Below are 13,696 nucleotides of genomic sequence, written 5' to 3' on the forward strand. Positions count from 1 at the left end.
GAATTGCCCAATAGAACTAGCCAGTTGATGTCGCCATATATTTCCTTAAAGTGGTTTAGCCAGCGGCATGAGCACTCAGATACATAGGCCAGAATGCGTCACTTCGTCTGAGAATCCTATTTGAATCTCAGCGCCAATCCGATCCGTGACTGCCTTGACGATGGAAAGGCCCAGACCTGATCCGACCTGATCGCTCCCAAGAATGCGATAGAACGGGTCAAACACCCGATCTTGTTCTACTACTTGAATACCTGGCCCTGAATCTTGGATTCGCAATATTGCGCGACCTTCTTCCTCGGCGACAGAAAGATCGACCCTGCCGCCAGTCGGCGTGTAACGGATGGCGTTATCAACCAAATTCTTGACGACGGCAATCATGTCCAGTTCGTTAACCCAGAGTTGGGCGTCTTGTTCTCCTTCGACACCAATATCGATGTGTTTGGCTTCTGCCAGTGGCATAAGGTCTTCCAGAACACGTCGATAGACGTCCTGCACTGATACCCGGTTGCTACTGGCACCTGTTAAGTCAGTCGTCTTCCGGCTTGCTGCCCGCGATGTTCTTCCGATTCGTATCATTCCATTGGCGCACCTGGAATGCCTGGTACTCGTTGAGCACCGCCGCCACGCGCACATAGCCGGGTGGCAGGCTGCTCGGTGCCTTGCCGCCTGCGAGCATGTCGAGCGACTCCTGATCGAGGTCAGTCATCTCCAGCAGGGCCGGAAGCGGCACATCGAGGGCCTTGGCGATCAACTCCATGATTTTCAGCGACGGATTGGCCTTGCCGTTGGTCAAGTCGGACAGGAACGACACTGACATGCCTGCACGGTCGGACAGTTCATTTTTGGAGACACCCAGTTCGTCAATTAGGCGCAGGACGTTGGTGAAGAAAATTTGGTTGTACATGATGGCATGTGCCTTACATGGGTGTCGGTGGATGAATTCAGCAAAATTTGGGTAAAATGCCTCCTTGAACGACAAATAAGGAGGCATGGTGCGCATATTGGATAGATTTTATCAAACACTTGCTATCGACAATAGTGCGTTGGCTTTAGGAGCCGCGCGTCAATGACCGACGAGTTGCCAGGGCGCTTGATCAGGTCATCCTCCCAGTGGCCAGGGATAATGCGATCCCCGACTTCTGCAGGGCAAGCTCCATCCAATCGGCAGCATCCAGCGCCGCCAAACAGAATTCAATGGTTTCCTTGAATCGACGCATGCTGTTTTCGCCTTTCCTGGTCATAAAACACCGAAAAAGGTGGGGCGAGGTGAAAGATTGGGGGCGGCTTTGTCAGCCAGCTTGCTCGGCGTCATCCGCCGGCAAAAAGACTTTTTGCAGCAGGCGTAATAGCTGTTCGCGCTCGGGTGCGCTCAACATCGCGGTTGCTTCAGTTTCGAGATCGATTGCCGTCGTCTCGGCCTTGGCGCACATCCGCATTCCTTCCGGCGTTAGGAGGAGTGTCTGGGAACGTTTGTCGAGCGGATTGCGCTGGCGCAGAATAAGGCCGCGTTCTTCCAGCCGGTCAAGTAGATTCGCCAGGTTTGGTGGTGAGACACTGATCGCCTTCGACAGGCGTTTCTGCGTAATGTTAGGATTTGCTTTCAGCAGACTGAGCACGGAAAAATCGACCACGCGCAAGTCGAACTTGTTCAGGCGCTTTTCGAACGGCGGTATGATCTTCAAGTACGAACGTCGGCAGTTGTAGCCTACCAAACTTAAGAGCACATCCTGGTTCAGCGGCTGGTCGGCGGCTTCTTGAACGGCTGTAATAAACTGGGCGTGTTTCTTGGTCGGCATCGTAAGGACTTGAATGAATGGGGCGTGATTTGCTGTTGGGCGAAATGATATCACGTCCCCTTTGGCTCAGCGGCGCCTTGACCGTACGCTGGGCCGCGCAGGTCAGTCGTTCCGATTGGCGGCGATAGCGTCAGGCAGTTTTCCCCAAACAGTTTCGAATAGCCCTGCGTCCATCGGGCGCACATTGTTCATGATGGGCGCGAAACCCATGTGCTGCAGGATGTCGCGATCAAGGTCGACACCCGGCGCGATCTCGATCAGCTCGAGGCCGTCGGCGGTTAGTTGGAAAACCGCCCGTTCCGTGACAAATAGTACCTGTTGGCGGCGCAACGCGGCGTCGTGGCCGTTAAAAGTAATCTGCTCGACACTGTCAATGAACTTGCGCGTCTTACCTTCCGTGACGATGCGTAGCTTGCCGGCGGCTACCTCAACTTCCAGGCCCCCGGCAGTGAACGTTCCGCAAAACACCAGCTTGTTGGTCGAACGCGTAATGTTGATGAAACCGCCGCAGCCGACCGGCCGTCCATTGAATTTGCTGACGTTGACGTTGCCGCGGAAATCGGTCTGGGCCAGGCCAAGGAAGCTCGTGTCAAGCCCGCCGCCGTCATAGAAATCGAACTGCGCGTCTGTTCGATGATTGATTCGGCGTTGTAGGCGAGGGCGAAGTCGCCGCCTTGTGCCGGAATGCCGCCGTTCACGCCTCTCTCGATGCTCAGCTTGAGAAGACCCGCAACGCCTTCCTCCGCGGCGATTGACGGAATCCCGGCCGGAATGCCGATTCCCAGATTGGTGACGGCGCCTCCGGCCAGCTCCATCGCGGCGCGCCGGGCGATAACCTTGCGTTCATCGAGCGGCATTGGCGTCAACGAGTTGACCGCTACCTTGGCATGCCCGCACAGCGTGGGATTGAACTGGGTGGCGATCGACTGCATGTGATTTTCCGGCTTGCCGATGACGACGAAGTCGACCACCAGGCCGGGAATCTTGACGGCTTTCGTATGCAGGCTGCCGGCTTGCACGATGCGCTCGACTTGCGCGATAACGATCCCGCCGCAGGCCTTGGCGGCTTGGGCAATCGAAAGTTGCTCCAGCAGCGCGCCCTCCTTGTCAAGGGTGATATTGCCATTTTCATCGGCCTCCGTGCCGCGGATGATTGCCACATCGATGCGCGGGCAGGGATAGAAAAGCCATTCGTCGCCGGCGAATTCGACCAGTTGCACAAGATTCTCGCGTGCACGCGCGTTCAGCTTGCCACCCTCGAGCCGCGGATCGACGAGGTGGCCAAGCCGACCTTGGTCAGCAATCCCGGGCTGCGGCTGGCGATGTGCCGCGCCAGCTGGGATAACGATCCTTGGGGAAAGTTGTAGGCCTCGACCTGATCGTCGGAGATCAACTTCATCATCTCCTTGCCAGTCTGTCCAAAGTGGCCTGCGACAGTACGCCGGATCATGCCCGGATGGGCGAAATGAACCATGCCGCCGTCCCGGCTGTTGCCGATAGCCCCGCACGCCCAAGTTGTCAGATTGCGTGGGTGACCGCTCTCGAGAAAACGGCGCTCGATCCCTTTCAAGATTTCCTCTCCCAGACTGATCATCCCCAGGCCTCCGAAAAAAATCGTCGCATTGTCCATGATCAGTGGGCCAGCTTCATCGGCAGTTATCACTCTCACCGTACCCTAATTTTCTCATTTAGTTCTTAAAAATAACTATTATTTAACATAACTATTTACCATGTTTGATTCAAGATAATTCAGAAAAAATGGAGATAAATTCCTGCTTGCCTCTTTTTTATTTTAGTTATATAGTAGAACAATTATTAGTTAGCACTAAAAATTCGGGCCACCTGGCACGTCCAACCTGGCAAAGAACTAAACCATGAAATCAGACGAATTCCCCCTGTTAAAGCTTGAGCTGATTGGGGCGGTTGCGCGTGTCACGATCTGCCGGCCTGCCAAGCGCAATGCGCTGAGCGACGAGTTGATCAACTCCCTGCGCCGCTGTTTCGACAACCTGCCAGCCGAAGCGCGCGCGGTGGTACTAGTCGGCGAGGGTAGTGCCTTCTGCGCTGGCCTGGATCTGTCGGAAGTTCGCGAGAATACGACGACTGAAGCGGTGCTCCATTCGCGCATGTGGCACGCAGCTTTCGAGCGCATCAGTTTCGGTGCGGTACCGGTTGTGGTGGTGATGCATGGTGCGGTGGTGGGCGGTGGCCTCGAACTGGCCAGCGCCTGCCATATAAGAGTCGCTGAGGAGTCCGCGTTCTATGCCTTGCCAGAGGGCTCGCGCGGGCTGTTCGTCGGCGGCGGTGGATCGGTACGCATTTCCCGTCTGATCGGGGTGTCGCGCATGACCGATCTGATGCTGACCGGCCGAGTGCTGACCTCGCAGGAGGGCCACGAGGCAGGAATCAGCCATTACCTCGTACAGAACGGTCACGGGGTGGACAAGGCGATGGAGCTGGCTCAGCGGATCGCCGCCAATGCGCCGATGACGAGCTATGGCGTCATGCACGTCTTGCCGCGCATCGCGGACCAGTCAATCCAGGACGGTATGGTGACCGAATCGCTGATGGCGTCGGTTGCAGCCAGCGATCCCGAGACCCGCGGACGGCTGGCCGCGTTCCTGGATGGCAAGAGCAACAAAGTACGCGTGGACTGAGACAGCGGCGATTCTGATTAAACAACGGAGACAATAATATGCCAACCAGCGTGCGCTATCGGAAAGTGCGGTTCGGGGACGACGCGGTCCGCACCCGCGAAAAAGATGGGATCACCTACGTCACCGCGGCCGCGTCGCTGGAAGGCTACGCGCTACGCAGCAGCGATCGTTTGCGCTTTTGGGCAGAAAGTGCGCCCCAACGCAGCTTCATTGCGAAACGCGACGACTCAGACCAATGGTGTCATATCAGCTACGCGCAGGCGCTCGCAAGCGCCCGTTCGATCGGACAGGCGCTGCTCAATCGCGGTCTATCTGTCGAGCGCCCACTTGTGATCCTTTCGGGGAACGACCTCGAGCACGCGATGCTGGCCTTGGCGTGCCAGTATGTCGGCGTACCGTATGCGCCTGTTTCACCAGCCTACTCCCTGGTTTCCGAGGACTTCGAGAAGCTACGCCACATCGTTGGCCTGCTCAATCCTGGAATGGTGTTTGCGTCCAACGAGGCAGACTATGCGAAGGCGGTGAGCGCGGTATGCGGTGCCGATGTCGAGTTCGTGGTCAAGGACAGGGACCACGCCGGACGCGAAACTACATTGTTCTCCGAGCTGGCCGCCACCCACGCCGGCGAAGAAGTCGACACGGCGATGTTGGCAACCGGGCCTGATACGATCGCAAAATTCCTGTTCACCTCCGGGTCAACAAAACTGCCAAAGGCAGTTGTCAATACGCAGCGCATGTTATGCAGCAATATGCAAATGCTGCTGCAGTGCTGGCCATTCTTGGGGGAGGAACCGCCGGTTCTGTTGGACTGGCTGCCGTGGAACCATACCTTCGGCGGCAACAAGGCCTTCAACTTGGTGTTGTTCAACGGCGGCACCCTGTATATCGATGATGGAAAACCGACGCCGCAATTGATCGGTACCACGCTGGCCAACTTGCGCGAAATCGCGCCGACCATCTACTTTAACGTTCCCAAGGGATGGGAAGATCTGGCCAGTGCCCTCGAATCCGACAGCGCCTTGCGTGAGAATTTCTATAGCCGCCTGAAGATGCAATTTTACGCTGGCGCCTCGCTGGCCCAGCCGGTGTGCGATCAACTGCACGCGAGCGCCGTAGCGTGCTGTGGCGAGCGGATTGCGATGACCACGGGGCTCGGAATGACGGAGACTGCACCGTGCGCGCTATTTTTGCTGCGCGACGAGGTGCGCACCGGTGAGCTCGGCATTCCTGGCCCCGGCATGGAACTTAAATTGGTTCCCTGCGCAGACAAGCTGGAATTGCGTTACCGTGGACCGAACGTTACGCCGGGCTACTGGCGTGCGCCTGCGGAGACTGCGGCAATGTTTGACGAGGAAGGCTTTTTCTGTTCGGGCGATGCCGTGAAATGGCTCGACCCGGCGCGTCCGAATCTGGGATTTATCTTCGACGGCCGCGTCGCGGAAGACTTCAAGCTCAATAGCGGCACTTGGGTCAGTGTCGGTCCCATGCGCGCGCGCGTCGCCCATGAGGGTGCACCCTACGTCCGCGATGCCGTGGTCACCGGCCATGACCGCGCCGAAGTAGGACTATTGATCGTTCCTAACCTTTATCTGTGCAGCCAACTTGCCGGACTGCCACCGGATGCAAATGCCTCCGAGATTTGTGGAGCACGACCGGTGCGCGGGTTTTTCCAGGAGCTTATCGACCGCCTGCACGCCCAGGGAACCGGCAGCGCGACCCGTGTCGGCCGCGCCGTGCTGATGGTCGAACCGCCTTCGATCGACCGCGGTGAAATTACCGACAAGGGCTCGATCAATCAGCGTGCCTTGCTCACCCATCGCGCCGCACTGGTGACGGCACTCTACTCAGGCGGCGATCCCGCCATCCTCCGACCCTCTCACAAGCAGGTGCATTCATGACAGCAAAAGGTTTTTACGCAAGTTTCGACAACGTCTGGATTCTCGATGGCGTGCGTACGCCGATGGTGGACTACTGTGGCGCCTTCGGCGACATCTCGCCGACCGACCTGGGCATCAAAGTGGCGCGCGCAGTGCTCGTTCGAAGCGGCGTGCCGCCGGAAGATATCGGGTCGGTCATCACGGGAAACATGTCGCCTGGGGACCATTTCCAGTACTTCATCGCGCGTCACATTGGCCTGTACTCCGGCGTGCCGCAGGCAGTTCCTGCGATCAACGTGCAGCGCATTTGCGGCACTGGCTTCGAACTGTTTCGCCAGGCCGGCGACCAGATCGCGCGCGGCTATACCGATACCGCGCTGGTAGTTGGCACAGAATCGATGACGCGCAATCCGATCGCCGCGTTCGGACACCGGACCGGGTTCAAGCTGGGCGCGCCGGTCGAGTTCAAGGATTACATGTGGGAGGCACTGACCGATCCGGCAGCCGGCATCACGATGCCCCAAACCGCGGAAAATCTTGCCAAAAAATACGGCATCACGCGCGCCGAGGTCGATGAATTCGCCTCGTTATCGTTCGAACGCGCCGTGCGTGCGCGCGAAGAGGGATTCCACGCCGGAGAAATCGTCGAGGTATCGAATACAACGTTCGAGCTGGCCGGATATGCGACGCGAACGATCCGACTGGCGGGCAAGGCCGCACAGGTGACAGAGGACAACCACGCGCGACTGTCGCCGGTCGAAGTGCTTGCGAAATTGCGACCTCTCTACCCGGACGGCGTGCAAACCGGCGGCAACAGCTCGGGGTTGGTCGATGGAGCGGCGGCGGCCGTAGTGGCCAGCGGTAGCTACGCGCGCACGAACCAGCCATTGGCGCGCATCGTTGCAACCGCGACCGTCGGCGTAGCGCCGGAAATGATGGGCATCGGCCCGGCGCCGGCGATTCGCCTGCTGCTACAGCGCAGCGGCCTGTCCTTGCACGAGATCGCGCTGTTCGAGATCAATGAGGCGCAAGGTGCGCAAATCATTGCGGTCGAACGCGAACTTGGACTGGACCGTGCGCGCCTGAATATTCACGGCGGCGCAATTGCGCTCGGTCATCCCTTGGCGGCCACCGGGGTTCGACTGACGATTACGCTGGCGCGCGCCTTGCGCAAGCAGAACGGCCGCTACGGCATAGCGGCGGCATGCATCGGCGGCGGGCAGGGCATCGCTATCCTTCTAGAAAACCCCAACTTCAAATAATTTACGCACACAGGAGAATCACATGGATATGCAAGGAACAGCCGCGCTAGTGACAGGGGGCGCTTCAGGATTGGGCGCCGCAACGGCTCGTCAGTTGGCAAGCATGGGCGCCAAGGTCGGGGTTATCGACGTCAACTACGAGGCAGCGTCGGCCTTGGCCGCTGAAATAGGCGGTATTGCGCTGGCCTGCGACATCACCGACACCACCAGCATTTTGCAGGCGATGCATCTCGCGCGCGAGCGCCACGGTCCGGCGCGCATCCTGGTCAACTGCGCGGGCATCGGCGGCGCAAAACGGCTGGTTGGCAGAGACGGCTCGCCGATGCCCCTGGAGGATTTCGAGCGTATCGTCAATGTCAACTTGATTGGTACCTTCAACATGATCCGGCTCGCAGCAGCCGACATGGTTGCCCAAGACGCACTGGTCGACGGCGAACGAGGCGTCATCATCATGACCGCCTCGGTGGCGGCTTACGACGGTCAGATCGGGCAAGAGGCATATGCAGCATCAAAGGGAGGCTTGACCTCGTTGACGCTGCCGCTGGCACGCGATCTGGCGCAGTTCGGCGTGCGCGTGATGACGGTGGCACCCGGACTTTTCATGACGCCGCTGATGTACAAGCTGCCGCAAGAAGTCCAGCAGTCGCTGGCCGCCTCGATTCCCTTTCCTAAGCGACTGGGAAAGGCCGAGGAATTCGCCGAGCTGGCGGCGCACATCGTTGGCAACCTGTCGCTCAATGGCGAAGTCATTCGACTGGACGGCGCGCTTCGCCTGGCGCCGCGCTAAGAGGGGCGCCGACATGCTCGCGAGGCATGCAAAATTGCGCGCGGAAGGGTAATTCAGAATGCCGCGGCAAAGAACGCGACACGCCAGATTGATTTATTTCCAAACAAATGCACTTACACGGAGTTATCTTGAATCCCTATACCGCCCCATTGGAAGAGATGCAGTTTGTGCTGCGTGAGCTTGCCGACATCGAACGCGTTATGGAGCTGCCGGACAGCGAAGCGCTGGCTGACGCGCAGCTGACGTCTGAAATCTTGTCTCAGGCTGCCCGCTTCGCCAAGGAGGTGTTGGCGCCACTTGATTCCGTTGGCGACAGCGAGGGTTCGCAGTGGACGCCAGACGGCGTCAGGACAGCGCCTGGCTTTGATGAAGCTTACCGCCAGTTCGTCGAAGCTGGCTGGAACAAGTTGTCCATGCCCGCTGAGTACGGTGGCGAGGGAATGCCAAAGCTCTTGTGCGTTGCGGTGCGCGAGATTTTTGCCGCATCGAATAAGTCCTTCTGCATGTGTCCCGACCTGTCCACCAATGCGGTGGAGGCGCTGATGCTGGCGGCCGACGCATCGCTCAAGGACTTGTACCTGCCCATGCTGGTCAGTGGAAAGTGGTCTGCAACGATGAATCTGACCGAGCCCCAGGCGGGATCGGACGTTGGTGCGCTGCGAACCCGTGCAGTGCCGCAGCCGGACGGTACCTACCGTTTGTTCGGACAGAAAATCTTCATCACTTTCGGGGAACATGATCTGACCGAGAATATTGTTCACCTTGTCCTCGCCCGGACACCAGACGCGCCGGCGGGCTCGCGAGGCATTTCGATGTTCCTGGTGCCGAAGTTCCTGCCGGAGCAAGGCGGCCTGGGCTCGCGGAATGACGTCTATTGCGCCGGCATCGAACACAAATTTGGTAGCAACGGCAGCCCGACTTGCACCTTGGTGTTCGGCGCGGAGGGCGAGGGAGCGGTGGGCTGGCTGGTCGGACAGGAAAATAAGGGTCTGCAGACGATGTTCGTCATGATGAACGCTGCCCGCCTGAATGTCGGCCAGGAAGGAACCGCAGTTGGCGAGCGCGCGTTTCAACAGGCCTTGGCGTACGCGCGGGAGCGCGTGCAAGGAAAAGCGACCGGCGCGGGTGACGAACCGGTGCCGATTATTCGTCACCCGGATGTGCGCCGGATGCTGCTGCTGATGCGTAGTCAGGTCGAAGCGATGCGCGCGGTGGCTTATTTGATCGCCGGTGCGCAGGACCTTGCGGAACGCCACCCTGATGCGGCAGTGCGTCGGGAGCGTCAAGCCTTTGTCGACCTGATGACGCCGATCTTCAAGGGGTGGGCCACCGAGACGGCGGTCGAGGTTGCGTCCACGTCCATCCAGGTCCACGGCGGCGCCGGCTATATCAATGAGAGCGGCGCGTCGCAACCGCTGCGCGACGTGCGGATTTGTTCCATCTATGAGGGCACCACCGCGATCCAGGCCAACGATCTGGTCGAACGAAAGTTGGTGCGCGATCAGGGCGCGGCCCTTCACGCCTGGTTCGCCCACGTTGAGCGGACGCTTGCGGACTTGTCCGACCCGTCCAACGCCGAACTGGGTGGCATGGCGACGGGATTGCGCTCGGCGGTTGACTCGTTGCGGCAAGCATCGGACTGGATCCTCGCCCATTATCACGGCCAGCAGCTCGAAGTGTTAGCCGGCGCCGTGCCATTTTTACGGATGACAGGCATCGTGGTTGGCGGCTGGCAAATGGCACGCGCTGCGCTCGCTGCCAAGCGCGCGCTTGCCCACGGAGGCGGCAAGGAGACAGATGCATTCTTGCGCGCCAAGTTGGCCAGCGCGCTCTTCTACGCCACGCATGTGTTCCCGCAGGTAGCGGGTCTGGCGCAGACGGCCATGTACGGCGGCGCGGCAGTGCTGGCGATGGACGAAGCGCATTTCTGACGCAGCAGCCGGTCGGCGCAGGCTGCCATCTGCATTTCTGGATCACACTTAGGAGACTACATGACTGCACAATACCAAGTTCACGGCGATGTTGCCGTTATCACCATGGATAATCCGCCGATGAACGCGCTGGCCCTGTCCGTGCGCGAAGGCATCGTGCGGGCGCTGGCGGATGCCCGCACGGATCCGGAGATCAAGGCCGTGGTCCTGACCGGCGCACATCGGGCGTTTTCCAGTGGCGCCGACATCAAGGAATTCGGGTCGGAAAAGGCTTTCGAGGCCCCCGACTTGCCCGCCGTAATCGCTATCATCGAAAAATACAGCAAGCCGGTCATCGCGGCGCTTCACAGCGTGGCGATGGGTGGGGGACTTGAGCTCGCGCTCGCTTGTCACTACCGGATCGTTGTGCGCGACTGTAATGTTGCGTTGTCAGAGGTGAAATTTGGGTTAATTCCGGGGGCGGGGGGGACACAGCGCCTTCCGCGCCTGATAGGTGTCGAGCCGGCGCTCAACATGATCGTCAGTGGCGCGCCGATGAAAAGCGAGCAGCTGATGCAGATTCCCGACCAACATCTGTTTGACAAATTAGTGGAATCGCAGCACTCCTTGCTCGATGAGGCAATTGTTCTGGCGCGCCACGCCGCCACGGCCCATGCCGCCGGCGCGCCGTTGCCGCAAGTGCGGAATCTGGCATGCGCGCATCCGCAGGGCAGCGCTTATTTCCAGTTTGCGCGCAACATGCTCGAGCCAACGAGCAAACACTTCCCGGCCGCGCGAGAGTGTGTCGATGCGGTGGAGGCCGCCACCCGGATGGCGTTCGACGCAGGAATCGCGCATGAGCGCAGCGCTTTCTTCAAACTTCTTGATTCAAGCCAGTCGAAGGCGTTGCGCCACGCGTTTGTCGCCGAGCGGGCGGCGTCGAAAGTGTCAGGCACGACCTCAGCGACGTCACAGCGCGAAATCCGCAGCGTGGCCGTGATTGGCGCCGGCACAATGGGCGGTGGCATCAGCATGAATTTCCTCAATGCGGGAATTGCCGTGACCTTGCTGGAAACCCGGGCTGAGGCCCTGGAACGGGGCATCGCCGGTATCCGTAAGAATTACGAGACCCAGGTAAACAAAGGCAAGCTCACCGCTCAGAAATGCGAAGAGCGGATGGCACTGCTCAACTTCACGCTTGATTACGCAGGCATCGCGCAGGCAGATCTCGTTATCGAGGCAGTTTTCGAAGACATCGGCGTGAAGGAGTCGGTGTTCAGGCAGCTGGACGCCGTCATGAAGCCGGGCGCGATACTGGCGACGAACACGTCGACCCTCGACTTGAACCAGATCGCCGCTTTTACCGGGCGCCCAGCCGATGTGGTGGGGATGCATTTTTTCAGCCCGGCCAATATCATGAAACTGCTCGAAATCGTGCGCGGCGCGCAAACTTCCACTGAAACGCTGGCCACCGTTATGGCATTGGGCAAGAAGATCCGAAAAACTTGCGTGGTGGCGGGCGTGTGCGACGGTTTTATCGGCAACCGGATGCTCGAGCAATACCTGCGTCAGGCCGGCTTTCTGCTCGATGAGGGTTGTACACCGTTGCAGGTGGATCGCGCGATTGAACAATTTGGCTTCGCAATGGGGCCATTCCGCATGTCTGACCTGGCGGGCAACGACATTGGCTGGTCGATCCGCAAGCGGCATGCTGTCGAGCGCCCTGGTCTCCGATTCAGCAAGACCGCGGACCTTCTGTGCGAGATGGGCCGATTGGGCCAGAAAACCGGCGCTGGCTGGTATGACTACGTGCAGGGCAACCGTGAACCGCTCGCCAGCTGCGAAGTGCTGGCGATGATCGACGCGAATCGCACCGCGCAGTGTATCGCGGCGCGCGCGATTTCGAATCAAGAGATCGTCGAGCGGCTGGTGTATGCGCTGGTGAACGAGGCGGCCCGGATCGTCGAAGAGGGCATTGCCAGCCGGGCCGGCGATATCGATATCGTGTTCCTGACTGGCTACGGCTTTCCGCTCTGGCGCGGCGGCCCGTTGCACTACGCAGACCAGGTGGGCTTGTATAACGTCACCGGACGCATGAAGCAATTTTCCATGAACCCGCTGGACGACGGCGCTTTCTGGCAGCCTGCCGGGCTGCTGGAACAGCTAGTGGCCGAGGGCCGGACATTTACCGGCTAACCTTCCAATACCAAGCACGGAACTCATTCACATGACAAACACTGTTATCGTTTCAACCGTTCGTACTCCTCTCGCCAAGAGCTGGAAAGGCGCCTTTAACATGACCCACGGCGCAACGCTGGGAGGACATGCGGTGCGGCACGCGATTGCGCGCGCCGGTATCGATCCCGCAGAGGTCGAGGACGTCATCATGGGCTGCGCCTTTCCAGAAGGCGCCACCGGCGCGAACATTGCGCGCCAGGTCGCACTGGCCGCCGGCTGTCCGGCGGGAGTTGCCGGCCTTACCGTCAACCGTTTTTGCTCATCCGGGCTGCAGGCAATTGCGTTAGCGGCGCAGCGCATCATCGCCGGCGAAGGCGAAATTTATGTCGCCGGCGGGGTGGAAAGCATCTCGTGCGTGCAGCGCGAGATGAACCAGCACATGCTGATCGACCCGGCCTTGCAACGCGCGGTTCCCGCGATTTATTGGAACATGGTCGAAACCGCAGAACTGGTCGCAACACGTTATGCCATCGGGCGCGACGCCATGGACGAGTACGCCGCTGCCAGCCAGCAACGCGCCCATGCGGCGCAGGAGGGCGGCCGGTTCGATGCTGAAATCGAACCGATCACGGTGACTGCCGGCATCGTGGACAAGACCGCGGGACTGATGACGGCCCAGGTGACAATCAGCAAGGACGAAGGTATTCGTCCCGGCACCACCAAGGAAAGCATCAGCGCGATTCGTCCGGCGATCGCTGGTGGCCTTGTCACAGCAGGCAACGCCAGCCAGTTTTCGGATGGGGCCGGCGCTTGCGTGGTGATGGACGAACGCGTGGCAATGCGCAAAGGGCTGAACCCGTTGGGCCGGTTCCTGGGCTTCGCGGTAGCCGGTTGCGCGCCCGATGAAATGGGTATCGGTCCCGTGTATGCCGTTCCTAAACTGTTGCGGCGCCTGGGATTGACAGTCGCCGATATCGACCTGTGGGAGTTGAACGAGGCATTCGCGGTGCAGGTGCTGTATTGCCGGGACAAGCTGGGAATCGACCCCGGCCGCCTGAACGTGAACGGCGGTGCAATCGCCTTCGGTCACCCGTACGGCGTCAGCGGGCAGCGTCTTTCGGGCCATGCCCTGATCGAGGGAAAGCGTCGTGGCGCCAAGTTGGTGTGCGTTACCATGTGCATTGGCGGCGGTATGGGCGCGGCTGCCGTGTTCGAGGTGCTCTGAGGCG

At 59.7% G+C, this 13,696-nt stretch carries 12 protein-coding genes and 1 pseudogene; 7 read left to right on the plus strand and 6 right to left on the minus strand.

Annotated features, from left to right (window positions below):
• Window positions 1–75: 75 nt before the first annotated feature.
• The 6 genes and pseudogenes from ACQ4W6_RS12715 to ACQ4W6_RS12740 all read right to left on the minus strand — a co-directional run bounded on the left by ACQ4W6_RS12715 (window position 76) and on the right by ACQ4W6_RS12740 (window position 3,426).
• Window positions 76–459, minus strand: a complete 384-nt coding sequence (locus ACQ4W6_RS12715; RefSeq protein ID WP_436567539.1) for a sensor histidine kinase — start codon at window positions 457–459, stop codon at window positions 76–78.
• Window positions 460–526: 67 nt separating this feature from the next.
• Complete coding sequence (locus tag ACQ4W6_RS12720; RefSeq protein ID WP_436567540.1) at window positions 527–904, minus strand: transcriptional regulator; 378 nt, start codon at window positions 902–904, stop codon at window positions 527–529.
• A gap of 190 nt (window positions 905–1,094) precedes the next feature.
• Complete coding sequence (locus tag ACQ4W6_RS12725) at window positions 1,095–1,217, minus strand: hypothetical protein (protein ID WP_436567541.1); 123 nt, start codon at window positions 1,215–1,217, stop codon at window positions 1,095–1,097.
• A gap of 72 nt (window positions 1,218–1,289) precedes the next feature.
• Window positions 1,290–1,796, minus strand: a complete 507-nt coding sequence (locus ACQ4W6_RS12730) for a MarR family winged helix-turn-helix transcriptional regulator (protein WP_436567542.1) — start codon at window positions 1,794–1,796, stop codon at window positions 1,290–1,292.
• 102 nt (window positions 1,797–1,898) lie between these two features.
• Complete coding sequence (locus tag ACQ4W6_RS12735) at window positions 1,899–2,264, minus strand: hypothetical protein (RefSeq protein WP_436567543.1); 366 nt, start codon at window positions 2,262–2,264, stop codon at window positions 1,899–1,901.
• Window positions 2,219–3,426, minus strand: a pseudogene (locus ACQ4W6_RS12740) (CoA-transferase). Before ACQ4W6_RS12740 ends, ACQ4W6_RS12735 begins: the two are co-directional and overlap by 46 nt.
• A 244-nt stretch (window positions 3,427–3,670) precedes the next feature.
• Here ACQ4W6_RS12740 and ACQ4W6_RS12745 point away from each other — a divergent pair.
• The 7 genes from ACQ4W6_RS12745 (at window position 3,671) to ACQ4W6_RS12775 (ending at window position 13,692) form a co-directional block, all read left to right on the plus strand.
• Window positions 3,671–4,453 (plus strand): crotonase/enoyl-CoA hydratase family protein, encoded by a 783-nt coding sequence (locus ACQ4W6_RS12745; protein WP_436567544.1) that lies wholly within the window; start codon window positions 3,671–3,673, stop codon window positions 4,451–4,453.
• A 38-nt stretch (window positions 4,454–4,491) separates the two neighbouring features.
• The gene (locus tag ACQ4W6_RS12750; protein WP_436567545.1) at window positions 4,492–6,351 is read left to right on the plus strand and encodes a feruloyl-CoA synthase; all 1,860 of its coding nucleotides are present in this window, start codon (window positions 4,492–4,494) and stop codon (window positions 6,349–6,351) included.
• Window positions 6,348–7,592 (plus strand): thiolase family protein, encoded by a 1,245-nt coding sequence (locus ACQ4W6_RS12755; RefSeq protein WP_436567546.1) that lies wholly within the window; start codon window positions 6,348–6,350, stop codon window positions 7,590–7,592. The genes ACQ4W6_RS12750 and ACQ4W6_RS12755 overlap by 4 nt, the downstream gene beginning before the upstream one ends.
• 22 nt (window positions 7,593–7,614) lie before the next feature.
• Window positions 7,615–8,379: an SDR family NAD(P)-dependent oxidoreductase gene (locus ACQ4W6_RS12760; protein WP_436567547.1), complete on the plus strand. Its 765-nt coding sequence runs from the start codon at window positions 7,615–7,617 to the stop codon at window positions 8,377–8,379.
• A 128-nt stretch (window positions 8,380–8,507) separates the two neighbouring features.
• Window positions 8,508–10,310 (plus strand): acyl-CoA dehydrogenase, encoded by a 1,803-nt coding sequence (locus ACQ4W6_RS12765; RefSeq protein WP_436567548.1) that lies wholly within the window; start codon window positions 8,508–8,510, stop codon window positions 10,308–10,310.
• A 60-nt stretch (window positions 10,311–10,370) separates the two neighbouring features.
• Complete coding sequence (locus ACQ4W6_RS12770) at window positions 10,371–12,485, plus strand: 3-hydroxyacyl-CoA dehydrogenase NAD-binding domain-containing protein (RefSeq protein ID WP_436567549.1); 2,115 nt, start codon at window positions 10,371–10,373, stop codon at window positions 12,483–12,485.
• Between the two features lie 31 nt (window positions 12,486–12,516).
• On the plus strand, window positions 12,517–13,692 hold the full coding sequence (locus tag ACQ4W6_RS12775) for an acetyl-CoA C-acyltransferase (RefSeq protein WP_436567550.1): 1,176 nt from the start codon (window positions 12,517–12,519) through the stop codon (window positions 13,690–13,692).
• Window positions 13,693–13,696 lie beyond the last annotated feature (4 nt).

This window comes from Janthinobacterium woesei, assembly GCF_051380875.1.
Classification (GTDB): domain Bacteria; phylum Pseudomonadota; class Gammaproteobacteria; order Burkholderiales; family Burkholderiaceae_D; genus Janthinobacterium.